This is a genomic window from Mycobacterium europaeum (genome assembly GCF_034555895.2).
In the GTDB taxonomy this organism is placed as follows: domain Bacteria; phylum Actinomycetota; class Actinomycetes; order Mycobacteriales; family Mycobacteriaceae; genus Mycobacterium; species Mycobacterium europaeum.
Map to the genome: position 1 here is coordinate 4,226,064 of NZ_CP157315.1, position 26,504 is coordinate 4,252,567.

Sequence of the window (26,504 nt, forward strand, 5' to 3'; positions counted from 1 at the left end):
TCAATTCCCTCCTGCGCGAGCGCGTTGCGCGGCGGTGCGCAAGGTGCGGATGGTCAGTTCGGCGGCCAGGTGGCGCTTGTACTCGGCCGTGCCGCGGATGTCGGAAACCGGCTCGCAGGCCTGTGCGGCGCGCCGGCCCGCCTCGGCGAAGGTCTCCTCGGTGGCCGGCCGGCCGACCAGGGCCGCCGAAAGCTCGGCCAACGCGGCTGGATCGGAGTTCACCGCCGTCAGGTCGACGCGTGCGGCGGCGATCTGTTCGCCGTCGAGGGCGATGGCCGCCCCGGCGGCCGTGACCGCCCAGTCGCCCACCCGTCGTTCGACTTTGGCATACGCGCTGGAGCTGTTGTGCCGCAACGGGATCCGGACCTCGATGAGCATCTCGTTGGGGGCGAGCGTGGTCTCGTACGGCCCGGCCAGGAAGTCGTCGATCGCGATCTCGCGTTCACCGGACGGCCCCCGGGCCAGACACACCGCGTCCAGCACGGTGCAGACCGTCGACAGGTCCTCGGCGGGATCCGCCTGGCAGAGCGAACCGCCGAGGGTGCCGCGATTGCGCACCACCGGGTCGGCGATCACGCGCTCGGCGTCCCGGAAGATCGGGCACACGGCGGCCAGGGTGTCGGACTCCAGGATCTCGCGGTGCCGAGTCATCGCTCCGATGCGCACCAGGGTCGGATCGGTGATCACGTATCCCAGCTCGAGCGCAAGATCGTTGATGTCGACGAGGTATTCCGGGTTGGCGATGCGCAGCTTCATCATCGGCAGCAGGCTGTGCCCGCCGGCGACGATGCGCGCCCCCTCCCCCAATCGATCCAGCAGGCCGATGGCGTGGTCGACGCTGGTCGCGCGTTCATATTCGAAGGGCCCGGGTACTTGCATGCGCCACAGTGTCAGCCGCGCTGACAGGGGCGTCAATAGCGAGTTAAGTAATCCCTGAACTAGCCGTGAAGTCGTCCTCCACCTGCGCGTCGTGGTGGATCCTCCCGACGATCTGGGCCAGCGGGCGGCCCCCGCCGCCCCAGCGCTTGGCGATGATGTCGGCGGCGATCGAGACCGCCGTCTCCTCCGGGGTGCGCGCGCCGAGGTCCAGCCCAATGGGGCTGGACAGCCGGCTCAGCTCGGCGTCGGTCAGCCCGGCGGCTTTGATCCGGTTCACGCGATCGTCGTGGGTGCGGCGCGACCCCATCGCCCCGACGTAGCCGACCTCGGGCAGGCGCAGCGCCACCTCGAGGACCGGCACGTCGAACTTCGGGTCGTGGGTGAGCACGCAGATCACCGTGTGGCGGTCGATGGCGCCCGCCTCGGCCTGCGCGGCCAGATAGCGGTGCGGCCAGTCGACGACGACGTCGTCGGCCGTCGGGAAGCGCGCCCGCGTGGCGAACACCGGGCGGGCGTCGCACACCGTGACGCGGTAGCCGAGGAACGAACCCTGCCGCGCCAGCGCGGCAGCGAAGTCGATCGCGCCGAACACCAGCATGCGCGGCGGCGGCGCATAGCTGCAGACGAAGACCTCCATGCCGTCGCCGAGCCGCTGCCCGTCCGGCCCGTACTTGAGGACCTCGCTGCGGCCCAGCGCGAGCAGGCCGCGCGCGTCGTCGGCGACCGCGGCGTCGGCTCGCGCCGAACCCAGCGAACCCGCCACCCCGTCGGGCCGGATGACGACCCGCCGGCCGATCCACGCCGGGTCCGGGTGGGCGATGACCGTCGCGGTCGCCACCGCGCGCCGCTCGGCGATGTCGTCGGCCACCGCGCCGAGGTCGGGAAACGACGCGCGCGAAACCGGCTCGACGAACACGTCGATGATCCCGCCGCACGTCAGGCCGACGGCGAACGCGTCGTCGTCGCTGACGCCGTAGCGTTCCAGCCGCGGCGAGCCGGTCTTCGCCGCCTCGGTGGCGAGGTCGTACACGGCGCCCTCCACGCAGCCGCCCGACACCGACCCGGTGACGGCGCCGTCCGGCGCCACCACCATCGCGGCCCCCGGCGCACGCGGCGCGGACCGGAAGGTGCGCACCACGGTGCCCAGCCCCGCGGTTTCGCCGGCGCGCCAGATCGACATCAGCTCGGCAAGCACGTCACGCACTCTTTTAAATTAGGCTGCCTTCCATGACCCCGGCTCAACTTCGGGCCTATTCGGCGGTGGTTCGCCTCGGCTCGGTGCGGGCCGCGGCCGCGGAGCTGGGTGTTTCCGATGCCGGCGTCTCGATGCTGGTGGCGGCGCTGCGCAAGGAGCTCGACGACCCGCTGTTCACCCGGACCGGCGCCGGGTTGGCGTTCACGCCCGGGGGGCTGCGCCTGGCCAGCCGTGCGGTCGAAATCCTGGGCCTGCAGCAACAAACCGCGATCGAAGTCACCGAGGCCGCGCACGGGCGCCGGCTGCTGCGGATCGCGGCGTCCACCACCTTCGCCGAGCACGCCGCGCCCGGGCTGATCGAGCTCTTCTCGTCGCGGGCCGACGACCTGTCGGTCGAGTTGAGCGTGCATCCGACGAGCCGGTTTCGCGACCTGATCTGCTCGCGCGCCGTGGACATCGCGATCGGCCCGGCCAGCGAGAGTTCGATCGGCGCGGACGACTCGCTGTTTGTGCGACCCTTCCTGAAGTATCAGATCATCGCCGTCGTGGCGCCCAATAGCCCTCTGGCCCTTGGCGTTCCGACTGCCGCGTTGCTGCGTCAGCAGCAGTGGATGCTGGGCCCGTCGGCGGGCGGGGTGGACGGCGAGATCGCAACGATGTTGCGCGGCTTGGCGATTCCGGAGTCGCAACAGCGGATCTTTCAGAGCGACGCGGCCGCCCTCGAGGAGGTACAGCGGGTCGGCGGGGTCTCGTTGACCATCGGCTTTGCGGTCGCCAAGGACCTGGCCGCCGGGCGGCTGACCCATGTGCCCGGTCCGGGGCTGGACCGGTCGGGCGAGTGGTGCGCTGCGACGCTGGCACCCTCGGCGCGTCAGCCGGCCGTCTCGGAACTGGTCCGCTTCATCACCACCCCGCGCTGCACGCAGGCGATGATCCGCGGATCCGGCGTGGGCGTCACCCGGTTTCGTCCGAAGGTGCACGTAACGCTGTGGAGCTGAACGGGTTCAAGCCCACCCGTCACAGCAGCACCAGATTCCGGACCGCATGTGGTCTGCGGATTTGATATCGCATGCGATATCACGTTTGACGATGAGCGCATGGTGCCCCAAGCCATTTCGAGTGTGGATCGTTGGCATTGACCCGACGCCGCGCACCCGCGACGGCTCAGCTACCAGGCCTCGGACAGTTCGGCGTGCTGGCGAATCCAGGCGTGCATCGCGATCCCCGCGGCCACGGCGGCGTTGATACTGCGGGTCGAGCCGAACTGGGCGATCGACACCGTCGTCGCCGCGCCCGCCCGGGTGTCGTCGGTGATGCCCGGACCCTCCTGCCCGAACACCAGCAGGCACTCCCGCGGCAGCGCGGTCTCCTCGAGACGGGCCGCCCCCGGGACGTTGTCCACCGCAACCACCGCCAGCCCGGCACCGGCCGCGAAGCCCATCAGGTCGGCGGCGCTGTCGTGATGGCACAGCCGCTGATAACGGTCGGTCACCATGGCGCCGCGGCGATTCCAGCGTCGCCGGCCCACGATGTGCACGGTGTGCACCGCGAAGGCGTTGGCGGTGCGCACCACCGAGCCGATGTTGGCGTCGTACCCGAAATTCTCGATCGCCACGTGCAGCGGGTGCCGGCGCCGGTCGATGTCGGCGATGATCGCCTCGCGCGTCCAGTACCGGTAGGCGTCGACGACGTTGCGGGTGTCGCCCTCGCGCAACAGGACCGGGTCGTAGCGCGGGTCGTCGGGCAACTCGCCCGCCCACGGCCCCACCCCGCCGGCCGATGCGCCCCACTCGGTCGGCCCGGGATCGCTCATCGCGGCGTCCACACGCCGGCGTGGGTGCCGTCGACCGCCACCGTCGCGTAGAGCAGCGCCTCGTTGATCTCGCCCTGGGTGCACAGCGAGGCGCTGACGTGTACCGCGTCCAGCGCGGCGTCGGGCAGGACCAACACCGACGACCCGTACGCCGCGCACGCCGGATTCAGGCCGGCGCCCGGCAGCGTGGGCGACACGAGCAGCATCAACGGGCCGCCACGTTTGGCCGAGTCGTCGCGATACCGGGCCGCCAGGCCGTCGGCCTCCAGGCCGAGCAGCATGTAGCCGTTGCCGCTGAAGGCCCCGGGATCACCGAGCTGCGCCTTGGTCATCGGGGCGCCGTCGGCGCGCCACGCCGACAGGCTGGTGGTCTTGACCGCCAGCCCGGTGTCGTTGGCGTTGGTGGGCATGAGCCCCACCGGGAACGCGGCCGGGTAGGCCGCCGACGTGTTCGGGATCCGGTCCCGCGGCGAGTAGACGTAGACACCGCGGACCTGACTCCGATCCTTCAGCGGCCCAAGGCAAATCGTGCCGGTGAGCCGGTCGCCGGGCGCCGACAGCGGCGAGTGGACGTCGGGCACCTTGGCCGTCGCGCGGTCACAACTGCCCACCCCGGTCGACTCGATCGGGTGCGAAAGCGCGCCGTAGAGCCCGAACCGGATGTCGCCGGGCTTGGCGTGCGGCGCGTGCGGGTCCGCCGCGGCGGCGTCGACGTCGACGAGCACGTAGTCGTCGCCCCAGCGCAGGTTCGACACCGACATGTTCCAGCCGAGCAGCGACAGCGATTCCCCGAGCCACGCCCCCTGGGCGCCGTAGGGGCGCACCGGATGGCTGGAGCCCGAGCAGGCCGTCAGACAGGCCAGCACGCAGGCCGCTATCGCGAGAAGGCTAGCGCGGCAATGCAACTAGCTGAGCCCCAGATCGGCGAGGGCCAGCACGCTGCGGTACGGCAGGCCCTCGGCCTCGATGGCCTCGGCGGCGCCGGTGGACCGGTCCACGACCGTGGCCACGCCGACCACCTGTCCGCCGGCCTCTTGGACCGCGCGCACCGCGGTCAGCGCCGACGCGCCCGTGGTGCTGGTGTCCTCGACCACCAGCACCCGCTTGCCGGCAACCTCGGAGCCCTCGATGAGCCGTTGCAGCCCATGGGTTTTCGCGGACTTGCGCACCACGAACGCGTCGATCGGGCGTCCCGGCGCGTGCATGACGGCCGTGGCCACCGGGTCGGCGCCCAGGGTCAGCCCGCCGACCACGTCGTAGTCCCAGTCGCTGGTCAGGTCGCGCATCAGCGCGCCGATCAGGGCCGAGGCCCGGTGGTGCAGGGTCGCGCGGCGCAGGTCGACGTAGTAGTCGGCCTCCTTGCCCGACGAGAGCGTCACCCGGCCGTGCACCACCGACAACCGGCGCACCAGCTCGGCCAGTTCCTCGCGCGGGGATGACTCAGGTTCGGCCACGGCCGCCCCCGATTCGCTTGGTCACGGCCCGCATCAGGCTCCGCGGAATCATCCGCTCGGCGGCGATGATCGCCTTGTATTGCAGGCCCGGGATGCTGATCACCTTGCCGCGGGCGACGTCGGCCAGGCTCTGGTTCACCACGTCGTCCACCTCGAGCCACATGAACGACGGCGACTTGGCCATGTCGATGCCGGCCCTGGCGTGGAATTCGGTGTGCACGTATCCCGGGCAGACGGCGTGCACGCCCACACCGGTGCCCTGCAGGCCGACGGACAGGCCCTCGCTGAAGGAGATCACCCACGCCTTGGACGCCGAATAGGTCGATCCACGGCCCGGCACCAGCCCGGCGACGCTGGCGATGTTGATGACGGTGCCTGCGCCGGCGTCGAGCATGGCCGGCAGGGCCGCACGGGTCAGGTGCATGACCGCCGTGACGTTGACGTCGAGCTGTGACTGCAGCACCGCGGGGTCGGTCGCCCAGAAGTCGCCGGAGGTGCCGAACCCGGCATTGTTCACCAGCACGCGGACGCCGCGCGCCAGGCGTTCGCACACCTGGTCGCGACCGGCGGGATCGGCCAGGTCGGCCGGCAGCACCTCGACGCCGCCGGCCTCGCCTTCGAGTTCGCCGGCCAGCTGCGTCAGGCGGTCGACGTCGCGGGCGACCAGGACCAGGTCGTAGCCGTCGCGGGCGAAGCGGCGCGCGTAGCCGGCGCCGATCCCGGACGTGGGCCCGGTGATCAGGGCTACGGGACGAGGCATGAGCGACATCCTAATGACGGCGGCCGCGCCGCCCGCCCGGCGCCCGGCGGGCCGTCAGTGCTGATAGTTCGTGGCCTGATGGCCGTTGCGGCCGCCCGGCGGCGGTCGGCGAACGGCGTCCGAGCCGCGCTGCTCCCGGCGGATCGGTTCGGCCGGCCGGCGAGGCGCCTGGGCATCCGAGCCCAGCAGCCCCGCGACGTCCTGCTGGGGGCGCCGGGGCGGCAGCTCCGCGCGGCCGGCGGGGGCGAGCGGGCGGCTCGGCGACGCGTTGCGCAGCCCCGCGGGCGCGCCCGCCTCCTGCTGGGTCTCCTCCGGCAGCGGCGGCAGCACCCGCAGCAGGTCGTTGAACTGCCGCACGGTGCGCAGCCCCTCGTCCCACTGGGTGCGGGTGCTGGTGATGGGCATCGCGACCAGCGTCCAGTTCTGCTCGTTCCACATGATCTCGGCGCAGTCCGGTGCGGTGTGCGCGAAGGTGACCATGCGGCGGTCGCAGGCCCGCCGGGCCGCGTCCAGGTTGGTGGAGTACACCATCCGCGGGCCGATCGCGCCCAGCAGCCAGATGTCGCTCTCCCGTGGCTCTTTGAGTCCCTTGAGCCGCAGGTCCACCACCACGTTGGTGCCCACCTTGCGGTGCAGCGCGATGACGGTGGCGACCTCCTCGAGGTCGAAGATGTACACCGCCTCGCCGCGGATCTGCCCCAGCACGACGTTCTCGGCGGCGATGTCGCCCACCGTCGAGATCACCCCGCGCTTCCAGCGCTTGAGGATGTCGGCGGATTCACGCTCGTAGTCGAAGCCGTGCGACCGCGCCCATGACTTGCGGCGCCTGCTGCGGCCGCGGCGCCGATCGAGGTCGACGTACAGCAACACGCCCGCGCCGACGAAGCACAGCGCGGACAGCGTGAACCAAAGGGGGACCATCCCACACAGGGTATCCGGAATTGCGCCGGAATAAAGAAGTCCGCCTGGTCACAACCGCGCATCAGGCTCATGACAACCAGCGCCACGGCGGACCGGGCGGCGCCGCGGGCGGATGCCGCCCTCCGCGGACCGCGGAGCGATCGACCGCTTTCGGGCCGAAACGGCGCACATTCGTGGGAGAATCGCCGCGTTCCCAGCACCCGGCGATCGGGCCGGCCACCCCGGAGGAACCGTTGCGATGAAGGCGTTTCGCCACTCGTTCACGCTCCCCAGGGCCGTAAAGAAGCTTTTCGCGTCGCTGGTGCTCATCGCCCTGTCGTGCCTCGGCGTGTTCTGGCCGCTGGCACTGGGGGCGGGCTCGAAGTCCGCAGCCGCGGTGGATTGGCAGTCGGAGATCACCGACTACGCCGCGACCTATCGCGTGGCCGCCGACGGTCGCATCGCCGCCACGGAGGCGCTGACGGTGCGAATGGGCGCATACCGGCACGGCATCTTCCGGTTCTTCCCCGTCGCCGACCCCACCGACCCGCACGCGCGGATGGTCCCCACCATCGCCGGCATCACGATGGACAACCAGTCGGTACCGGTCAGCTATGAATGGCGCAACAACCGCCGTTTCTACGTCGCCCGGATCGGCGATCCGGACGTGACCGTGAGTGCGGGGGTGCACACCTACTCGATCAGCTACACCGTCGACGGCGGACTCGTGCGGCCACCATCTGCGCCCGGACACTTCACCACCCGCGCCGGGGCCAACCCGAGCGCACCCACCGCGTCGTTCTATTACAACGTGGTCGGCTTCTGGGCGATGAAGATCGATGCCGCGCACGTGGATATCGAGCTGCCCGGACCGTCCGGGCTGGTGCAGTGCGCCGCCGACAACACCGGGGCGATCCCGTGCGCAATCGCGGGAGCCGGAACCGACCATGTCACGGTGACCGCGACGGGCCTACCGCCGCAGAACCCGGTCACCGTGCGGCTCGATCTGCAGGTTCCGCTGCCGCACCGGTCGACGCTGCCGTGGACGGCGCCCTTCGACAAGGTCTTCGGCCGGTCGGTTCCGGTGGTCGGCGTGGTGGCCCTGTTGTCGGTGCTCGCCGCGCTGGGCGGTTACCTGTGGGACCGACGGTCGCGCGAGGCGCCCCCCGGCACTCCGGTGCTCTACGTCCCGCCCGAGGGGCTCGGACCCGTCCAGACCGCCTACATCGTCAACGAGAACGTCGGCGACCACGCCCTGGTGGCGACGTTGCTGTACATGGCCGAGCGCAAACTGGTGCGGCTCGAGCGCGCCAGGGCGACGCGCTGGACCCTCACCGGGCTTGGCACGCCCGAGCAGTGGGCCGCCGTCGACCCGGTGACCCGGGCGGTCGGCGACGCGCTGGGCGTCAGCACCGCGGGCGCCACGTTGCGCGTCACCGGCAGCCAGGCGGCCGGAGAGAAGCTGTCGGAAGCCAAGGGTCGGCTGGTATCCAGTTGCCGATCCTGGGCGCGCACCCGGGCACTCGTGGTGACCGCCGCCGCGGAGTGGGCCGGCCGGGTGCTGGTCGTCGTCGGCATCGCATTGGCCGTCGTCGGGTTCGCGGGCTTTTTCACGTGGACCATGTGGGGCCTGCCGTTCGCGGCGTTCGCGATCGCCGGCATCGGGTTGCTCGCCGGCGGCGTCGGCACCCGCCGCACTCCGTCGGGTCGCCGGCTGTGGTCCCGCGCGGCCGGCTTCGAGCGGCTGCTGGCCACACCGTCGGCCGAGGACCGGTTCGACTACGCCGCGCACCGCGACCTGTTCATCGCCTACATCCCCTATGCCGTGGCCCTGGGCGCCGCCGAGGCGTGGGCCGCCAAATACCGCACTGCGACGGGGACGGAGCCGCCGATCCCCGACTGGTACCCGGCGTCCCGCGACAGCAGCCCGGCCACGCTGTACTCGTCGTCCGGCGGGTTCACCAGCTTCGACTCCGCGGTGTCGGCGTCGATCAGCGCCTACACGGCTGCGCAGAGTTCCTCCTCGAGCTCGGGCGGGTCAAGCTTCAGCAGCAGCGGCGGCAGCTGGGGCGGCGGCGGTGGCGGGGGTGGCGGTACGTGGTAGACCGGACCGGCTTGGGCCGAAGGAGGTAAGGACATGTCAATCGGTATCACCGTGATCATCGTTGTGATCGTGCTGGCCGGGCTGGTCATGCTCGGCATCGTCGCGTTCAACTCGCTGCGCACGCTCGACGTGAAAGCGCAGGAGGCGCTCGGCGGTATCGACGTGCAGCTGACCCGCCGTGCCGACCTGGTGCCCAACCTGGTCAACACGGTCAAGGGTTACGCGGCGCACGAGAAGTCGGTGTTCGAGGAGGTCACCGCCGCCCGCGCGGGGGTGGCGCATGCCGCGGCGTCAAGCAGCGTCGACGAGAAGGCCCAGGCGCAGGGCCGGCTGGACCGGGCGATCGCCAACGTGCTCGCCGTCGCCGAGAACTACCCGGACCTGAAGGCCTCGACCAACTTCCTGCAGCTGCAGGAGCAGCTCGCCGACACCGAGAACCAGTTGGCGTTCGCGCGCCAGTACTACAACGACGCGGCGGCCAGCCTGAACCAGCGTGTGGTGACCATCCCGTGGACGTTCTTCACCGGCATCGCGGGAGTGCACAAGCGGCCGTTCTACCAAGCGCCGGAAGGGCAGCAGACCCCGCCGCAGGTGCAGTTCTAGGCGTGAGCAGACGGAGAACTCAGCCCAGGATCAGCGAGTCGCCGTCCGGGCTGACGTTCACCGGGACGGTGTCGCCGTCGTGCACGTCGCCGGACAGCAGCTGCTTGGCCAGCTGGTCGCCGATGGCCTGCTGCACGAGCCTGCGCAACGGCCGGGCGCCGTAGACCGGGTCGAACCCGCGCTGGGCGAGCCACTGCTTGGCCGGCAGCGACACCTCCAGCGTGAGGCGGCGCTGCGCCAGCCGCTTCTGCAGCTGGGCCAGCTGGATGTCGACGATCGACACCAGCTCGCCGGGCTCGAGGCCGTGGAAGATGATCACGTCGTCGAGCCGGTTGATGAACTCCGGCTTGAACGCCGAGCGCACCGCGGCCATCACCTGCTCCTCGCTGCCGCCCGACCCGAGGTTGGACGTCAGGATCAGGATGGTGTTGCGGAAGTCGACCGTGCGGCCCTGGCCATCCGTCAAACGGCCCTCGTCGAGCACCTGCAGCAGCACGTCGAACACGTCCGGGTGCGCCTTCTCGATCTCGTCGAACAGGATCACCGTGTACGGCCGGCGGCGCACCGCCTCGGTCAGCTGACCGCCCTGGTCGTAGCCGATGTAGCCCGGGGGCGCACCGACCAGGCGGGCGACGGAGTGCTTCTCGCCGTACTCGCTCATGTCGATGCGCACCATCGCGCGCTCGTCGTCGAACAGGAACTCCGCCAGCGCCTTGGCCAGCTCGGTCTTACCGACACCGGTCGGCCCGAGGAACATGAACGAGCCGGTCGGCCGGTTCGGGTCGGCGACGCCGGCCCGGCTGCGGCGCACCGCGTCGGACACCGCCGTCACCGCCTTCTTCTGGCCGATGACGCGCTTGCCGAGCTCGTCCTCCATGCGCAGCAGCTTGGCGGTCTCGCCCTCGAGCATGCGGCCGGCGGGGATGCCGGTCCACGCCGACACCACGTCGGCGATGTCGTCGGGTCCGACCTCCTCCTTGAGCATCACGTTCTCGCGCGCCTCGGCGTGCGGCAGCGCGGCGTCGAGCTTCTTCTCGACCTCGGGGATGCGCCCGTAGCGCAGCTCGGCGGCCTTGGCCAGGTCGCCGTCGCGCTCGGCGCGCTCGGACTCCCCGCGCAGCGCCTCCAGCTGCTCCTTGAGCTCGCGGACCACGTCGATCGCGCTCTTCTCGTTCTGCCAGCGGGTGGTCAGCTCGGCCAGCTTCTCCTTCTGGTCGGCCAGCTCGGAGCGCAGCTTCTCCAGCCGCTCCTTGGACGCCTCGTCCTCCTCCTTGGCCAGCGCCATCTCCTCGATCTCCAGGCGGCGGACCAGGCGCTCGACCTCGTCGATCTCGACCGGCCGGGAGTCGATCTCCATCTTCAGCCGGCTGGCGGCCTCGTCGACCAGGTCGATGGCCTTGTCCGGCAGGAAGCGGGCGGTGATGTAGCGGTCGGACAGCGTCGCCGCGGCGACCAGCGCCGAGTCGGTGATGCGCACGCCATGGTGCACCTCGTAGCGGTCCTTCAGGCCGCGCAGGATGCCGACGGTGTCCTCCACCGACGGCTCGCCGACCAGCACCTGCTGGAAGCGCCGCTCCAGCGCGGCGTCCTTCTCGATGTACTTGCGGTACTCGTCGAGCGTGGTGGCGCCGACCAGGCGCAGCTCGCCGCGGGCCAGCATCGGCTTGATCATGTTGCCGGCGTCCATCGCGCCCTCACCGGTCGCGCCGGCGCCGACGATGGTGTGCAGCTCGTCGATGAACGTGATGATCTGACCGGCGGAGTTCTTGATGTCGTCGAGGACGGCCTTCAGCCGCTCCTCGAACTCGCCGCGGTACTTGGCCCCGGCCACCATCGAGCCCATGTCCAGGCTGATGACGGTCTTGTCGCGCAGGCTCTCGGGCACGTCGCCGGCGACGATGCGCTGGGCCAGGCCCTCGACGATCGCGGTCTTACCCACACCGGGCTCGCCGATCAGCACCGGGTTGTTCTTGGTGCGGCGGCTCAGCACCTGCACGACGCGACGGATCTCGTTGTCGCGGCCGATGACCGGGTCGAGCTTGCCTTCGCGGGCGCGGGCGGTCAGGTCGGTGGAGTACTTCTCCAGCGCCTGGTAGGTGGCCTCCGGCTCGGGGCTGGTGACCCGGGCGCTGCCGCGCACCTTGACGAATGCGTCGCGCAGGGCCTGCGGAGAGGCGCCGTGGCCGGTCAGCAGCTTGGCGACGTCGGAGTCGCCGGTGGCCAGGCCGACCATCACGTGTTCGGTGGAGACGTACTCGTCGTCCATCTCGGTGGCCAGCTGCTGGGCGGTGGTGATGGCGGCCAGCGATTCGCGCGACAGCTGCGGCTGCGAGCTGGCGCCGCTGGTTTGCGGGAGCCGTTCGACCAGGTGCTCGGCCTCGGTGCGGATGGTCGCGGGCTGGACACCGACAGCCTCCAACAGCGGTCCCGCGATCCCGTCGGCCTGCGTCAACAGGGCCATCAGCAGGTGCGCGGGGCGGATCTCGGGGTTACCGGCGGCCGAGGCCGCCTGGAGCGCCGAGGTCAGCGCCGCCTGGGTCTTGGTTGTCGGGTTGAAAGAGTCCACGACGCCTCCGTTCGCATAGGTAGGGAAAATGCTTGTCGCGTTGTGCAACGCCGTCAAGGTTGAGTGTGTTCCGCTCAACTCTAACGAGTTTTGGAGACCGCGGCGCACGGGGTACCCCCCGAAGCGATGACGCAGATGCAGATGACGCAGACCGAGCAGCACCGAGACCCACCCGGCGGCCAGAGCCGGCCCCGCACCGCCCTCAGGCTCGCCATCGCCGGCGGGGCGCTGGCACTGGCGGGCCTGGCCGTCGCCGCGTTCCACACCGACCTCGCCGGCGCCGGCCCGTCGGCGACGACCGTCCCGGAGTCGGGCACCTTGCAGGTCAACGGGACCGGCACGACGAAGACCATCGGCTGCCACGGCGGCTACCTGTCGGTCAGCGGCCAGACCAACACCGTCACCGTCACCGGCCACTGCACCAGCCTGAGCGTCTCCGGCCACGGCAACCGCGTCGCGGTCGACAGCGCGGACGCAGTGAGCGCCTCGGGAACCGGCAACGCGGTCACCTATCACTGGGGCTCACCGAACGTCGTCAGCACCGGGACGGCCAACACCGTCGGTCAGGGCTGAGAGCGGGCTCGGCGGCGCGCGACCAGCCTAGAATCGGGCCCCGTGGGGCTCGAGGACACCGATGCGTTGCGGGTACTGCGCGACGCCTTCGCGCAGGACGACTTGGGGCCCGGCAACGAGCTCGTGAGCCGGTTCTACACCCAGTGGTTCGGCCTCGACGTCTCGGTGCGTGACCTCTTCCCGCCCGAAATGGGCGGGCAGCGGGCCGCTTTCGCGCACGCCATGCACTGGGTGTACGGCGAACTCGTCGCCCAGCGCGCCCAGGAGCCGGTGGCGCTTCTCGCCCAGCTCGGCCGGGACCACCGCAAATACGGTGTGCTGCCAGAGCATTACGACACGTTGCGCCGCGCGTTGCTGTCGACGCTGCGGACCCGGCTCGGCGACGCCTGGACCGACGCCGTCGACGACGCGGCCCGCCAGTCGCTCAACCTGATCACCGGGGTGATGAGGGGTGCCGCGGAGGCCGACGAGGGGCCGGCGTGGTGGGACGGCACGGTGATCGAGCACATGCGGGTGTCCCGCGACATCGCGGTGATCCGGCTGCAACTCGACCGGCCGATGGATTACCACCCGGGTCAGTACGTGAATGTCCAGGTCCCGCAATGCCCGCGCCGCTGGCGCTACCTGTCGCCCGCCATCCCGGCGGATCCGGGCGGCGGCATCGAGTTCCACGTCCGCGTGGTCCCCGGCGGATTGGTCAGCACCGCCATCGTCGGCGAAACGCGGCCCGGCGACCGGTGGCGGCTGTCCAGCCCGCACGGCGGCCTGCGGGTCGACCGGGACGGCGGCGACGTCCTGATGGTCGCCGGCAGCACCGGCCTGGCGCCGCTGCGGGCGCTGATCATGGACCTGTGCCGGTTCGCGGTGAACCCACGGGTCCACCTGTTCTTCGGTGCGCGCTACCGCTGCGAGCTCTACGACCTGCCGACCCTGTGGCAGGTGGCCTCCCACAATCCGTGGCTGTCGGTCTCGCCGGTCTCGGAGTACAGCGCCGACCCGGCGTGGGCCGCCGACTATCCCGACGTCACGCCGCCCCGCGGCCTGCACGTGCGCCAGACCGGGCGGCTGCCCGACGTGGTGACCAAATACGGTGGGTGGGGCGACCGGCAGATCCTGATCTGCGGCGGCCCGGCGATGGTGCGGGCCACCAAGGCCGCGCTGATCGCCAAAGGTGCTCCGCCGGAGAGCATTCAGCACGACCCGCTGTCGAGGTGAGTGGAGGAAGCATGCGCGTCGTCACCCTGCGCGACCCGGCCTCGTCGGTGGCCGCGCAGTTCGTGCCCGAGGCGGGCATGATCGGCACCTCCCTGAGCGATGCCGGCATCGAGCTGCTGGGGCAACGGCGCGGGCTGGACGCCTACGTGACGGCCGGCAAGACGATGGGCATCCCGATCCTGTATCCCTGGGCGAACCGGTTGGGCGCGAACACCTATACCGCCGAAGGCGTGACGGCGACGCTGACACCGGGCGAAAACGGCGTCCGCGCCGACCCCAACGGGTTGCCGATCCACGGGGTGCTGGCCGGCCACCCGGGCTGGCGGGTAACCACCGAAGCGGCCGACGAGTTGATCGCCGAGCTCGATTTCGGCGCCGACCCGCAACTGCTGGCCAGCTTCCCGTACCCGCATGTGCTGACGGTGTCGGTGCGGCTGGCCGCCCGGACGTTGACGGTGCGCGCCACGGTGACCGCCACCGGTGCCCAGCCCGTCCCGCTGTGCTTCGGGTTTCACCCCTACCTACAGCTCCCCGACGTACCGCGCGCCGAATGGGTGATCGAGACACCGCCGCTGCGGCATCTGCAGCTCGACCACCTCGGGCTGCCCACCGGCGAATCCGAACCCCAGCCGGCGCTGTCAGAGCCCTTGGGGGACAAGGCCTTCGACGACGCCTATGACCAGGTGCCCGACGGCGCGGTGTTCGCGGTGTCGGGCGGCGGCCGGCGCGTGGAGGTGCACTTCGAACGCGGCTATCCGGCGACACAGATCTTCGCGCCGAAGGCCGAAGAAATCGTCTGCTTCGAGCCGATGACCGCGCCGACGGACGCCCTGCGCCGCGGTGGCTACCATCGCGCGCGGCCGGGCGAGCCTGCGGTCGCGCAGTTTTCGATCAGGGTCTGATCAGCCGCGCCGTCTGCGCGGCTGCCACACCACCACGGCGGTGCTCTTGGGCACCACCGCCAGATCGCGGCGCTGGCCGGCGCGCACCTGCGTCAACTCCTCGGTGAGCTCCTGCACGCGGGCCTGCAACGCCTCGACCTGGTTGGTCAGCTCGATGATGCGTTTGATGCCGGCCAGGTTGACGCCCTCGTCCTGGGACAGCCGCTGCACCTCGCGCAGCAGGTCGACGTCGTGCTCCGAATAACGCCGTCCCCCACCGGAAGTGCGGCGCGGGCTGACCAGACCGAGGCGGTCATAGGTGCGCAGGGTCTGGGCGTGCATGCCGGCCAGCTCGGCGGCCACCGAGATCAGGAACGTCCGGGATTCCTCCCGTGAATTCTTGGCCATCAGCGATTGCCCGCCCATCCCGCCCGGGGATCGAACCCGCTGGCCCGCTCCGCGGCCGCGTAGGCCTCCAGCGCCTCGGCCGCGGCGCCCTCCACGTTCGGCGGCACGGCGACCTTGACGGTGACCAGCAAGTCCCCGTTGCCGCCGCTGCGCTTGGGGACGCCCCGCCCACGCACCCGCAGGATGCGGCCGTCGGAGGTGCCCTTGGGCACCCGGACGCCGACCTTGCCGTCCAGCGTGGGCACCGAAATCGTTGAGCCCAAGGCCAATTCGGTGAAGCTGACCGGAACCGTCACGGTGAGATCGTCGCCGTCGCGGCCGAAGACCTTGTCCGGCCGCACGTGCACGGTGACGTACAGGTCGCCCGACGGGGCGCCGCGCAGGCCGGCCTCGCCCTGTCCGGGCAGCCGGATGCGCTGCCCATCCTCGACCCCGGGTGGAATCCGCACGTTGATGGTGCGGGTGCGGGTGGTGACCCCGGTGCCCTTGCACTCCTCGCAGGGGTGCTCGATGATCGAGCCGCTGCCCCGGCAGTCGGTGCACGGTTCGGAGAACCCGAACGCGCCCTGGTTGCGGCTGATGACGCCGGAACCGTTGCACGTGGGGCACACCTTCGGGCTGGTGCCCGGCCGCGCCCCGCTGCCATGGCAGTTGGTGCACGGCGCCGGGCTGGTCAGCCGCAACGGCATGGCCACGCCCTTGGCAGCCTCGACGAAGTCCAGCTGCGTCTCGGTCTCCAGGTCGTTGCCCCGGCGCGGCCGGCTGGGACGCGCGCCGGCGCCGCGCCCGAACAGGCCGCCGAACAGGTCGCCGATGTTCGCGCCGCCGCTTCGGCCGGCGGCGTCGAACAAATCGTTGAGGTTGAACTCGGCGCCGTCACCGCCGGCGCCGAATCCGCCGAAACCGCCCGCGTCGAACCGGCGTCCGCCGAAGCCGCCGCCCGCGAACAGGCGGCGGGTCTCGTCGTACTCCTTGCGCTTGGCCGGATCCGACAACACGTTGTGCGCCTCGGAGACGGCCTTGAATCGCTCGCCGGCGGCGGGGTTGTCGGGATTGGCGTCCGGATGCAGGTCGCGCGCCAGCTTGCGGTAGGCGCGCTTGATCTCTTCGGGACTGGCGTCAGAGGAGACGCCCAGCTCCTTATAGAAGTCCTTTTCGACCCATTCTCGCTGGGCCATGTCGCGTCACCCCCTCCCACCTTTCTGCTGTGTTGTGCTGATTGTGTGGTCTATTCACCGGACGCGCCGGGCTTATCGTCCGATTCGGCCGCCTCGGCCGCCGCGGAACCCTCGTCCTCGACCGTGTCCACGACGCCGACCAACGCGTGCCGCAGGACCTGGTCGCCCAGCTTGTAGCCCTGCCGCATGACCGTGCCGATCACCGGCTTGGAGCCGCCGTCGCCCTCGTGCTGCACGGCCTCGTGCAACACCGGATCGAAGTCCTCGCCCTCCTCGCCGAACGCCGTCAGACCGAGCCCGGTCAGGGCGCTGTCGAGCTTGTCGGCCACCGACTTCAGCGGGCCGGACTCCAGGTCGCCGTGTTTGCGCGCCCGCTCGAGATCGTCGAGCACGCCCAGCAATTGGGTGACCACGGCGGCCTTGGCCCGGTCGGCCGCGGCCTGCTGGTCGCGCAGCGCGCGCTTGCGGTAGTTGGCGAAGTCGGCCTGAACCCGTTGCAGGTCGGCGAGCAACTCGGTGGCCTTGCCGGCCTCCTCGGGGCTTTCGCCGGCGAACTCGTCGGCCGGCGCCGCCTCGCCCGACGTTGCGCCGGGCGAGGCGTGCCGTACTTCACCGGTCTGCGGGTCGATCCGCCGCTTGTCGGTGACGGTCACCTGCTCCTGTGGGTTGGCCTCTTGATTTCCCTGGGTCACTTGGACTCCCGGTCGTCGTCGACCACCTCCGCGTCCACGACGTCATCGGCGGAACCGGACGGGCCTCCGGCGGCGTCAGCGCCGGCCCCACCGGCCGCTTGAGTGGCCTCGTAGATCGCCTGACCGAGAGCTTGGGACTCCTGGCCCAGCTTCTCCATCGCCGCCTTGATCGCGGAGATGTCGGTGCCGCCCAGCGCGGTCTTGGCCTCGGCGATCGCGCCGTCGACCTTGGACAGCGTCTCCTCGGGGACCTTCGACCCGCCCTCGGCCTCGCGCTGGTCGGAGACGAACTTCTCCGTCTGGTAGACCAGCGACTCGGCCTGGTTGCGGATGTCGGCCTCCTCGCGACGCTGCCGGTCCTCCTCGGCGTGCGCCTCGGCGTCCTTGATCATCCGGTCGATCTCCTCCTTGGACAGGCCGGAGCCCTCCTGGATCTTGATCGTGTTCTCCTTGCCGGTGCCCTTGTCCTTGGCGGTGACGTGCACGATGCCGTTGGCGTCGATGTCGAAGGTGACCTCGATCTGCGGCACGCCGCGCGGGGCCGGCGGGATGCCGGTCAGCTCGAAGGAGCCGAGCAGCTTGTTGTGCGAGGCGATTTCGCGCTCACCCTGGTAGACCTGGATCTGCACCGACGGCTGGTTGTCGTCGGCCGTGGTGAAGGTCTCCGACCGCTTGGTGGGGATCGTGGTGTTGCGCTCGATGAGCTTGGTCATCACGCCACCCTTGGTCTCGATGCCCAGGCTCAGCGGCGTGACGTCAAGCAGCAGAACGTCTTTCACCTCGCCCTTGAGGACACCGGCCTGCAGCGCGGCACCCACGGCCACCACCTCGTCGGGGTTGACGCCCTTGTTGGGCTCCTTGCCACCGGTCATCTCCTTGACCAGGTCCGACACCGCGGGCATGCGGGTGGAACCACCCACCAGCACCACGTGGTCGATCTCGGAGACCGAGATGCCGGCGTCCTTGATCACCGACTGGAACGGCTGGCGCGTGCGGTCCAGCAGATCCTGGGTGATGCGCTGGAATTCGGCGCGGGTCAGCTGCTCGTCGAGGAACAGCGGGTTCTTGTCCGCGTCGACGGTGATGTAGGGCAGGTTGATCGAGGTGCTCTGCGAGCTCGACAGCTCGATCTTGGCCTTCTCGGCGGCCTCACGCAGCCGCTGCATCGCCATCTTGTCCTTGGTCAGGTCGATGCCGCTGGTGCCCTTGAACTTGTCGACCAGCCAGTTGACGATCCGGTCGTCCCAGTCGTCCCCACCGAGGTGGTTGTCACCGCTGGTGGCGCGGACCTCGACCACGCCCTCGCCGATCTCGAGCAGCGAGACGTCGAAGGTGCCGCCGCCCAGGTCGAAGACCAGGATGGTCTGTTCCTTCTCGCCCTTGTCCAGGCCGTAGGCCAGCGCGGCCGCGGTCGGCTCGTTGACGATGCGCAGCACGTTCAGGCCGGCGATCTGGCCGGCTTCCTTGGTCGCCTGCCGCTGGGCGTCGTTGAAGTACGCCGGCACGGTGATGACGGCGTCGGTGATGTCCTCACCCAGGTACGCCTCCGCGTCGCGCTTCAGCTTCATCAGCACGCGGGCGCTGATCTCCTGCGCGGTGTACTTCTTGTCGTCGATCTCGATGGACCAGTCGGTGCCCATGTGCCGCTTGACCGAACGGATCGTGCGGTCGACGTTGGTCACCGCCTGGTTCTTGGCGGGCTGGCCGACGAGCACCTCACCGTTGCGCGCGAACGCGACGATGGACGGGGTCGTCCGTGAGCCCTCGGAGTTGGCGACGACGACGGGGTCACCGCCCTCGAGAACTGCGACGACGGAGTTGGTGGTCCCGAGGTCGATACCGACCGCACGAGCCATAGTGATTCCTCCTGATTGAGTAGAGCCTTCTTTGGTGCCACTATGCTGAGTGAACCCCGCTCAAGAGTCTCCCGGACCGCACGGTGGTGTCAACCCAGGATTGAGTCTGGTTCGCTCAACTTGTCGATCATGCTAACGGCACGCGCCGCCGTCTTGTTCCCGGGGGCGGACCGATTCGGAATGACCGGTGTTTAATGAGGGCGTGTGCCGTGCACACACGGCGGAAATCGCGGCGAAATCCCGCCTCGAGCGCACACTCAGCGCCGCCAGCGCACACGGAGCCGCCGGCGCCGGCGGCCACCGAGCGACCGCTTCGGCGCATCGGTGGGTTAGCCTGAGCCGTTCCCGGAGCCGACACGGCAGGACTCAATGCCACTGCAAGACACCGCCGCCGCGCGGCTCACCCGCGAAGAGTCGGGCTATCACAAGGCGCTCAAGCGCCGTCAGGTGCAGATGATCGCCCTGGGCGGGGCGATCGGGACCGGCCTCTTCCTGGGCGCGGGCGGGCGCCTGTCGTCGGCCGGCCCGGGGTTGTTCCTGGTCTACGGCGTCTGCGGCATCTTCGTGTTCCTGATCCTGCGCGCCCTGGGCGAACTGGTGTTGCACCGCCCGTCGTCGGGATCGTTCGTGTCCTACGCCCGCGAGTTCTTCGGCGAGAAGGTGGCCTTCGCGGCGGGCTGGATGTACTTCATCAACTGGGCCATGACGGGGATCGTGGACACCACCGCGATCGCGCACTACTGCCACTACTGGAAGGCGTTCCAGGTCGTCCCGCAGTGGACGCTGGCGCTGATCGCGCTGGTGGTGGTGCTGGCGATGAACCTGATCTCGGTCAGGCTCTTCGGGGAGCTGGAGTTCTGGGCCGCGCTCATCAAGGTGGCGGCGCTGGTGACGTTCCTGATCGTCGGGACGGTCTTTCTGGCCGGCCGTTTCAAGATCGACGGCCAGGACACCGGCGTCAGGATGTGGGACGCCCATTCCGGGATGCTGCCGGCCGGCGTGGTTCCCCTGGTCCTGGTCACCTCGGGGGTGGTGTTCGCCTACGCCGCCGTCGAGCTGATCGGCATCGCCGCGGGCGAGACGGCCGAACCGGAGAAGATCATGCCGCGGGCGATCAACTCGGTGGTGTTCCGGATCGCGGTCTTCTACGTCGGATCGACGGTGTTGCTGGCCCTGCTGCTGCCCTACACCACCTATCGGGCCCACGTCAGCCCGTTCGTCACGTTCTTCTCCAAGGCGGGTTTCGGCGGGGCGGGCACGCTGATGAACCTGGTGGTGCTCACCGCCGCGCTGTCCAGCCTCAACGCCGGGCTGTATTCGACGGGCCGGATCCTGCGGTCGATGGCGATCAACGGCAGCGGCCCGAAGTTCACCGCGCCGATGTCGAAGAACGGCGTGCCGTACGGCGGGATCCTGCTGACCGCGATCATCGGCCTGTTGGGCATCGTCCTCAACGCGGTGGAACCCAGCCAGGCCTTCGAGATCGTGCTGCACATCGCCGCGACCGGCGTCATCGCGGCCTGGGCCACCATCGTGGCCTGCCAGCTGCGGCTGCACCGGCTGTCGACCGCGGGGACGCTGCGGCGGCCGCACTTCCGGATGCCGCTGGCCCCCTACAGCGGGTACCTGACCCTGGCCTTCCTGGCCGGGGTGCTCGTCCTGATGATGTTCGACCGGGAGCAGGGCCCGTGGATGCTCGGCGCGCTGGCGATCGGCATCCCCGCCCTCTTCGGCGGCTGGTTCCTGGTCCGCCACCGGGTCAGGGCCGCGGCGGAGGCCGGCGCGGCCGGCTGAGGTCCGGCGGCTCAGGGCTCGTCGATGTCCTGGCCGCCGGCGAGATCCGTGCAGTCGACCTTCTCGACGTCGCGCCGGGTGCGCAGGTATGCGCCGGCGCCGGCATCTCCGGAGATGCGCGAGAGGACCTCGGGCCAGTGCCGGCGCGCGATCACCACCGGATGCCCCGGCCGGTCGCCGAACACGGCGCGCGCCAGGCCGCTGGCCGACGCCACCGCGCGGTCGACGACGCGTGCCACCACGGCGGCGCCGACGTCGGGGGTGTCGATGACGTGCAGGACCGCGTAGTCCGCCCCCATGCGGTCGGCCTGGCCCAGACCGGCGCGCACCGAGGCGCTCAAACCCTCGCGCCAGTCGGGCGCCACGATCGTCGTGACCCCGGCCGGGGCCGCGACCTGCGCCGCGCCCAGCACCAGGACGACGCCCGCACAACCGCCGTCCTGCAGCGCGTCCACCGCGACCTCGAGCCAACCGTCGACCAGCACCTTCGGTTTGCCATAGCGGCTTCCGGCACCCGCGGCCAGCAGGACCCCGAGGATGCGCGGCGCGGGGCCGATGGACTGCGATAACGGCACTCTCCTATGATGACATTGAGCTTCTCGCACAGCGACAACGATGGAGCGTCGATGACTCAGGACGTGCAGGCGACCACCGCCGGCCCGGTCACCCCGGCGCCCCGCTACGCCGGCACCCGCGTCCAGCGGGTGGAGGACGCCCGGCTGCTGACCGGCCGCGGCAGCTTCGTCGACGACATTTCGCGGCCCGGGATGCTGCACGCCTGCTTCGTGCGCAGCCCGTTCGCGCGCGCGGCGATCAACGGCATCGACGCCTCGGCCGCGCTGGCGCTGCCCGGCGTGCGCGCGGTGTTCACCGCCGCCGACCTCAACCCCGAGGTGAAGGAGGCGTGGCATGCCGTCGCCGGCAAGGACGTCGCGGACACCCCGCGCCCGCCGCTGGCCGAGGGCGAGGCCAAGTTCGTCGGCGACCCGGTCGCGCTGATCGTCGCCGAGAGCCGCTACATCGCCGAGGACGCGCTCGAACTCGTCGACGTCGACTACGAGCCGCTGCCCGCGGTCACCGACTTCACCCGCGCGCAGGACTCCGAGGTGCTCGTGCACGACGCCTACCCGAACAACGTCGCGGGCGGCATGGGCGGGGCCCCGCCGGACGAGGAGCTGTTCGCCAACGCGCCGCATGTCGTCAAAGAGCACATCTACCAACAGATCTACGCGCCGGTGCCGATCGAGACCCGCGGCCTGGTCGTCGAATGGACCGCCGCCACCGGGGAGCTCACGATGTGGGCGTCCACCCAGACCCCGCACGAGCTGCGCGCGTTCTGCGCCCGGCTGTTGGGCATTGCGGCGCAACGGGTTCGGGTCATCATGCGCGACACCGGCGGCGGCTTCGGCCAGAAGGTCGTGCCGATGCGCGAGGACATGTGCATCATGCTGGCCGCCCGCAAGGTGCCGGCGGCGCTGAAGTGGATCGAGGACCGGCGCGAGAACCTGATGTCGGCCGGGCAGGCCCGCCACGTCGACGGCACCGCGCGGATGGCGTTCGACGGCGAGGGCAACATCGCGGCGGCCGACATCGACTTCGTCCAGGACATCGGCGCCTACCCGACGCCGTACCCGGTGCTGACCACGGCCGCCATCGGCATGTTCTTCCCCGGCCCCTACCGGGTGCCCAAGGCCAGCTTCAACTACAAGACGGTGTTCTCCAACACCAGCGGCCTGGCCGCCTACCGCGGCCCCTGGCAGTACGAGACGCTGGCCCGCGAGATCCTGCTCGACATCGCCGCCCGCAAGATGAACGTCGACCCGGTCGAGCTGCGCCGCCGCAACCTGTTGCGCCGCGACGAGATGCCGTACGTCAACCCCAACGGCATGCCCTACGACCACGTCGCCCCGATCGACACGTTCGAGCAGGCGGTGAAAATCCTTGACCACGAAGGGTTTCGCAAGGAGCAGGCCGAGGCGCTGGCGCGAGGCCGCTACCTGGGCCTGGGTTTCTCGGCCTACATCGAGCCCACCGGCGCGGCGACCGGCCACCTGGCCACCGAAGGCGCCACCATCCGCATGGAGCCGACCGGCAAGATCAACGTGTACGTCAACGGCGGCTCCAGCGGAAACAGCATCGAGACCACCGTCGTGCAGCTGACCGCCGACGCGCTGGGCGCCGACATCGACGACGTCGCCACCATCCAGGGCGACACCGCGATCACCCCGTACGGCGCCGGGACGCAGGGCAGCCGCAGCGCACCGATGACCGCCGGGGCGGTCAACGAGGCGGGGGCCATCCTGCGCGAGAAGATCGTGGCGCTGGCCGCCCACCACCTCAAAGTGCCCGAGGCGCAAGTGGATCTGGCGTTCTCGGTCGCCAGCGTGCGGGACGACCCGGGCACGTCGGTGTCGTTCGCTGAGCTGGCCTACGTGGCGTACTACTCGCCGCAGCAGCTGCCGCCGGGGCTGTCGACCAACCTGGAGGCCACCGCCCGGTTCAACTCGACGAACCCCATCCACTGGTCCAACGCCACGCACGCCTGCACCTGCGAGGTGGACGTGGCGACCGGCAAGGTCACGCTGCTGCGCTACATCGTCAGCGAGGACGTCGGTCCCATGATCAACCCGTCGGTGGTCGAGGGCCAGATCGCCGGCGGCACGGTGCAGGGCATCGGCGGCGCCCTGATGGAGGACATGGTCTACGACGACGACGGCAACCCGCTGGCAACGACTTTCGTCGACTACCTGCTGCCCACGGCCACCGAGGTGCCGCCGATCGAATTCGGGCACGTCGAGATCCCCGGGCCGGGGCCGGGCGGCTACAAGGGCGCCGGCGAGGGCGGGGCCATCGGCTCGACGCCCGCGGTGATCAACGCCATCAACGACGCGCTCGCACCGCTGGGCGTGACGATCACCCGGCTGCCGGCCAGCCCGGCGTCGATCGCCGCCCTGCTGGAAGGGGTGCAACGGTGAAGCCTGCGGCATTCGACTACCACCGTCCGGACGACATCGACGACGCCGTGGGGCTGCTGGCCGAGCTGGGCGACGACGCGAAGATCCTGGCGGGCGGCCAGAGCCTGGTGCCGATGCTGGCGATGCGGCTGGCCTACTTCGACCACCTCATCGACATCTCTCGGCTGCCCGAGCTGCAGGGCATCGACCGCAGGGGCGACGAGCTGTGGATCGGCGCGGGCACCACCGAGACCACCGTCGGCGCCGATGCACAAGTGCGCCAAGATGTTCCGTTGTTGACCAGGGTGACCCCGTTCGTCGGGCATTTCCAGATCCGCAACCGTGGCACCCTCGGCGGGTCTATCGCCCACGCCGACGCCGCCGGCGAATACCCGGCCGTGGCCCTGACCCTGGATGCGGTGATGGAGGTGCAGTCGCCGCGCGGGTGCCGCGAGATCGCGGCCGCCGACTTCTTCGCGGGGGTCTGGGAGACCACCATGGATCCCGACGAGGTGCTGACCGGGGTGCGGTTCCCGGTGTGGGACGGCAGATCCGGGTTCGCGGTCGAGGAATTCTCGCGCCGGCACGGTGATTTCGCGATCGCGGGTGCGCTGGTCGCCGTCCAGCTCGACGACCGGGATCGGGTCTCGCGCTGCGCGATCGGCCTGCTGGGCATGGGGTCCGCGGTCCGGCGTGCGACGGCGGCCGAGGTGGCGGCGGTCGGCAGGCCGGTCGGTGAGCTGGTGCCCGAGGAGATCGGTGAGGCGGCGATGAGCGGGCTCGACGACGTTCCGAACGACCTGCAGGGCTCGGCGTCGTACCGGTTGAAGGTCGGCGCGGCGATGGCCACGCGCGCCTGGACCCGAGCGACGGCCGAAGCAGCCACGGGGGCAAGCGATGCGTGAACACCCAATCGAACTGTCGGTCAACGGGACTCCGGTCACGGCGGCCGTGGAACCGCGGATGACGCTGGCGGACTTCCTGCGGGACAGGTGCGGGCTGACGGGCACCCACCTGGGCTGCGAGCACGGGGCGTGCGGGGCGTGCACCGTGCTGCTCGACGGCGACGCCGTGCGCTCGTGCCTGATGTTCGCGGTGCAGGCCGACGGGACGGAGGTGACGACGGTCGAAGGCGTCGCCGCACCGGACGGCACCCTGTCGCCCGTGCAGTCGGCGCTCCGCGAGTGCCACGGGCTGCAATGCGGCTTCTGCACGCCGGGTTTCGTGATGTCGCTGACCGCGCTGCTGCGCGACAACCCCGACCCCAGCGAGCACGAGATTCGCGAGGGCCTGTCGGGCAACTTCTGCCGGTGCACCGGTTACCAGGGCATCGTCGCCGCGGCCCGCCGGGCCGCCGAGACCCAGTCGGTCACGCGGCGATAAAGCTTCCCCATCGGCGCGGCATCGTGGGCGCGCGGTTGCCGGGGGTTTCGCCGCTTCACGCGTAATCTGATTTCCCGGTATCGGGTGATCATCGGGAGTGACGCGTGCGGTTTTCGCAAAGGGCACGGTGGAGCCTTGCCGGTGGATCCCTGCTGATCGCGCCGGTGTTGATCAGTCCCGCACTGATCGACGCCTGTTCCTCCACCATCGCCGGCCGGCCGGTCGCGGCGCCGGGCGCCGGCCCGGTCGAACCCACGTTCCCCACACCGAGGCCGACCACGGTCCCGTCGGCGCCCACCGCCAGCCCCGCCCCCGGCCTGCCGACCACGCCGGCCAACCCGACCGCACCGGCCGGCGCCATCCCGCTGCCGCCCGACCAGAACGGTTACGTGTTCATCGAGACCAAGTCGGGCACCACGCGCTGCCAGATCAACAAGGACACCGTGGGCTGCGAGGCGCCGTTCACCAACTCACCCCTGCAAGACGGCGAACACGCCAACGGCGTGAGCGTGGACTCGGGCGGCAAGGTGCAGTGGGTGCTGGGCAACCTGGGCGCCATCCCGACCGTCCAGATCGACTACAAAACCTACAACGCCGCGGGCTGGACGATCGTCGCCACCGCCGACGGCACCCGGTTCACCAATGACCGCACCGGCCACGGCATGTTCGTCAGCCTCGACAAGGTCAACACGTTCTGAAGGCCAAAGTCCGGCCTGGCGACCGCCGGATCAGCCGTCCCACACCAGGTGGCCGTCCGGGCGGCGGCGAGCACCTTCGGCGGGGCGGTGGGGGGTGAGGCGGCCGTCCGGCATGAGGTGCCGCACCGGCACTGCGCGGCCGAGCTCCGCTACGTCGGCGATCAGCCGCCGGTGGCAGCGCCACCAGACACTCTCGCTGCACATCACCGCGGTGGTGCGCCGGGCGGCGTCGGCCAGGACCTCGTCCAGCGCGGTGACGAACTCCGGCGTCCGGGTGTACGCCGCGTACGCCCGGAATGCGGCCACCTCCCACCAGCTGTCCGGCTCCTGTTCTCCGGCCGCGACATGACGCCGCCCACCCAGGCGGGGCTCCCACCGGTATTCGATGCCGCGTTCGGGCAGCCAGCATTCCAGGGCCTCCCGGCGCACGTCCGGATTCGTCCGACTGGCCGGATATCGCCGCACATCCACCACCAGCGCAATCCCGGCGCCGGCAAGCAACTCCGCCAGCCGCTCACGGCCGGCTGTCCCGTGCCCCACGGTCAGCAACGCCCGCCCCACTAGACCAGTTTCGCTCGACACCCTGCCCGGGCCGATC

Annotated in this window: 25 protein-coding genes; 11 read left to right on the forward strand and 14 right to left on the reverse strand. The window is 70.5% G+C overall.

The genetic code is table 11. The features are described from left to right. Complete coding sequence (locus U8D42_RS19490) at positions 1-879, reverse strand: FAD binding domain-containing protein (protein ID WP_090420092.1); 879 nt, start codon at positions 877-879, stop codon at positions 1-3. Between the two features lie 43 nt (positions 880-922). Beyond that, positions 923-2,083, reverse strand: a complete 1,161-nt coding sequence (locus U8D42_RS19495; protein WP_322858549.1) for an XdhC family protein — start codon at positions 2,081-2,083, stop codon at positions 923-925. A gap of 23 nt (positions 2,084-2,106) precedes the next feature. Here U8D42_RS19495 and U8D42_RS19500 point away from each other — a divergent pair, with 23 nt between their 5' ends. Continuing rightward, positions 2,107-3,072 (forward strand): LysR family transcriptional regulator, encoded by a 966-nt coding sequence (locus U8D42_RS19500; protein ID WP_085240693.1) that lies wholly within the window; start codon positions 2,107-2,109, stop codon positions 3,070-3,072. A 170-nt stretch (positions 3,073-3,242) separates the two neighbouring features. Here U8D42_RS19500 and U8D42_RS19505 read toward each other — a convergent pair whose 3' ends face one another. The 5 genes from U8D42_RS19505 to ttfA are packed head-to-tail and all read right to left on the reverse strand — an operon-like array spanning position 3,243 to position 7,022. Beyond that, positions 3,243-3,887 (reverse strand): TrmH family RNA methyltransferase, encoded by a 645-nt coding sequence (locus U8D42_RS19505; protein WP_322858548.1) that lies wholly within the window; start codon positions 3,885-3,887, stop codon positions 3,243-3,245. Then, positions 3,884-4,792, reverse strand: coding sequence for a hypothetical protein (locus U8D42_RS19510; protein ID WP_322858547.1), 909 nt, complete (start codon positions 4,790-4,792; stop codon positions 3,884-3,886). Before U8D42_RS19510 ends, U8D42_RS19505 begins: the two co-directional genes overlap by 4 nt. After that, a complete protein-coding gene (gene pyrE, locus U8D42_RS19515; RefSeq protein WP_322858546.1) occupies positions 4,793-5,341 on the reverse strand; it encodes an orotate phosphoribosyltransferase in 549 nt (182 codons plus the stop codon). After that, positions 5,328-6,101: an SDR family NAD(P)-dependent oxidoreductase gene (locus tag U8D42_RS19520; RefSeq protein ID WP_322858545.1), complete on the reverse strand. Its 774-nt coding sequence runs from the start codon at positions 6,099-6,101 to the stop codon at positions 5,328-5,330. The genes pyrE and U8D42_RS19520 overlap by 14 nt, the downstream gene beginning before the upstream one ends. A gap of 54 nt (positions 6,102-6,155) precedes the next feature. Then, complete coding sequence (gene ttfA, locus U8D42_RS19525; RefSeq protein WP_090420086.1) at positions 6,156-7,022, reverse strand: trehalose monomycolate transport factor TtfA; 867 nt, start codon at positions 7,020-7,022, stop codon at positions 6,156-6,158. A gap of 238 nt (positions 7,023-7,260) precedes the next feature. Between ttfA and U8D42_RS19530 the strand changes: the two genes are divergently transcribed. Next, positions 7,261-9,105 carry a DUF2207 domain-containing protein gene (locus tag U8D42_RS19530; RefSeq protein WP_322858544.1) on the forward strand — a complete coding sequence of 615 codons (1,845 nt, stop codon included), beginning with the start codon at positions 7,261-7,263 and terminating at the stop codon, positions 9,103-9,105. A gap of 33 nt (positions 9,106-9,138) precedes the next feature. Continuing rightward, the gene (locus U8D42_RS19535) at positions 9,139-9,708 is read left to right on the forward strand and encodes a LemA family protein (RefSeq protein ID WP_322858543.1); all 570 of its coding nucleotides are present in this window, start codon (positions 9,139-9,141) and stop codon (positions 9,706-9,708) included. A gap of 19 nt (positions 9,709-9,727) precedes the next feature. Here the strand turns inward: U8D42_RS19535 and clpB are convergent, their stop codons facing one another. Continuing rightward, a complete protein-coding gene (gene clpB / locus U8D42_RS19540; RefSeq protein WP_322858542.1) occupies positions 9,728-12,274 on the reverse strand; it encodes an ATP-dependent chaperone ClpB in 2,547 nt (848 codons plus the stop codon). A 126-nt stretch (positions 12,275-12,400) separates the two neighbouring features. Here clpB and U8D42_RS19545 point away from each other — a divergent pair, with 126 nt between their 5' ends. Genes U8D42_RS19545 through U8D42_RS19555 form a run of 3 tightly spaced genes read left to right on the forward strand, consistent with a single transcriptional unit; the run spans position 12,401 to position 14,964 of the window. Continuing rightward, positions 12,401-12,847: a DUF3060 domain-containing protein gene (locus tag U8D42_RS19545; RefSeq protein ID WP_322858541.1), complete on the forward strand. Its 447-nt coding sequence runs from the start codon at positions 12,401-12,403 to the stop codon at positions 12,845-12,847. A 42-nt stretch (positions 12,848-12,889) separates the two neighbouring features. Next, complete coding sequence (locus tag U8D42_RS19550) at positions 12,890-14,062, forward strand: FAD-binding oxidoreductase (protein ID WP_322858540.1); 1,173 nt, start codon at positions 12,890-12,892, stop codon at positions 14,060-14,062. Between the two features lie 11 nt (positions 14,063-14,073). Continuing rightward, a complete protein-coding gene (locus U8D42_RS19555) occupies positions 14,074-14,964 on the forward strand; it encodes an aldose 1-epimerase (RefSeq protein ID WP_322858539.1) in 891 nt (296 codons plus the stop codon). Here the strand turns inward: U8D42_RS19555 and U8D42_RS19560 are convergent, their stop codons facing one another. Genes U8D42_RS19560 through dnaK form a run of 4 tightly spaced genes read right to left on the reverse strand, consistent with a single transcriptional unit; the run spans position 14,965 to position 19,077 of the window. Next, positions 14,965-15,351, reverse strand: a complete 387-nt coding sequence (locus U8D42_RS19560) for a heat shock protein transcriptional repressor HspR (RefSeq protein ID WP_085240918.1) — start codon at positions 15,349-15,351, stop codon at positions 14,965-14,967. It abuts the gene before it with no gap. Continuing rightward, positions 15,351-16,529 (reverse strand): molecular chaperone DnaJ, encoded by a 1,179-nt coding sequence (gene dnaJ, locus U8D42_RS19565; protein WP_068051208.1) that lies wholly within the window; start codon positions 16,527-16,529, stop codon positions 15,351-15,353. The genes U8D42_RS19560 and dnaJ overlap by 1 nt, the downstream gene beginning before the upstream one ends. A 50-nt stretch (positions 16,530-16,579) precedes the next feature. Continuing rightward, positions 16,580-17,221 (reverse strand): nucleotide exchange factor GrpE, encoded by a 642-nt coding sequence (gene grpE, locus U8D42_RS19570; protein ID WP_322858538.1) that lies wholly within the window; start codon positions 17,219-17,221, stop codon positions 16,580-16,582. Beyond that, positions 17,218-19,077 (reverse strand): molecular chaperone DnaK, encoded by a 1,860-nt coding sequence (dnaK, locus tag U8D42_RS19575; protein ID WP_085240662.1) that lies wholly within the window; start codon positions 19,075-19,077, stop codon positions 17,218-17,220. The genes grpE and dnaK overlap by 4 nt, the downstream gene beginning before the upstream one ends. A gap of 369 nt (positions 19,078-19,446) precedes the next feature. Between dnaK and U8D42_RS19580 the strand changes: the two genes are divergently transcribed. Next, positions 19,447-20,871, forward strand: a complete 1,425-nt coding sequence (locus tag U8D42_RS19580; protein WP_322858537.1) for an amino acid permease — start codon at positions 19,447-19,449, stop codon at positions 20,869-20,871. Between the two features lie 11 nt (positions 20,872-20,882). Here the strand turns inward: U8D42_RS19580 and U8D42_RS19585 are convergent, their stop codons facing one another. Further along, entirely contained in the window at positions 20,883-21,446 is a 564-nt protein-coding gene (locus tag U8D42_RS19585) for a nucleotidyltransferase family protein (RefSeq protein ID WP_322858536.1), read from the reverse strand. A 51-nt stretch (positions 21,447-21,497) separates the two neighbouring features. Between U8D42_RS19585 and U8D42_RS19590 the strand changes: the two genes are divergently transcribed. The 4 genes from U8D42_RS19590 to U8D42_RS19605 all read left to right on the forward strand — a co-directional run bounded on the left by U8D42_RS19590 (position 21,498) and on the right by U8D42_RS19605 (position 25,906). Further along, entirely contained in the window at positions 21,498-23,846 is a 2,349-nt protein-coding gene (locus U8D42_RS19590; protein ID WP_322858535.1) for a xanthine dehydrogenase family protein molybdopterin-binding subunit, read from the forward strand. Beyond that, entirely contained in the window at positions 23,843-24,730 is an 888-nt protein-coding gene (locus U8D42_RS19595; protein ID WP_322858534.1) for an FAD binding domain-containing protein, read from the forward strand. Before U8D42_RS19590 ends, U8D42_RS19595 begins: the two co-directional genes overlap by 4 nt. Next, positions 24,723-25,208, forward strand: a complete 486-nt coding sequence (locus tag U8D42_RS19600) for a (2Fe-2S)-binding protein (RefSeq protein ID WP_085240666.1) — start codon at positions 24,723-24,725, stop codon at positions 25,206-25,208. The genes U8D42_RS19595 and U8D42_RS19600 overlap by 8 nt, the downstream gene beginning before the upstream one ends. Before the next feature lie 149 nt (positions 25,209-25,357). Beyond that, positions 25,358-25,906, forward strand: coding sequence for a hypothetical protein (locus tag U8D42_RS19605; RefSeq protein WP_420845668.1), 549 nt, complete (start codon positions 25,358-25,360; stop codon positions 25,904-25,906). Positions 25,907-25,936: 30 nt separating this feature from the next. Here the strand turns inward: U8D42_RS19605 and U8D42_RS19610 are convergent, their stop codons facing one another. Continuing rightward, positions 25,937-26,467 carry a DUF488 domain-containing protein gene (locus U8D42_RS19610; protein ID WP_322858533.1) on the reverse strand — a complete coding sequence of 177 codons (531 nt, stop codon included), beginning with the start codon at positions 26,465-26,467 and terminating at the stop codon, positions 25,937-25,939. Positions 26,468-26,504 lie beyond the last annotated feature (37 nt).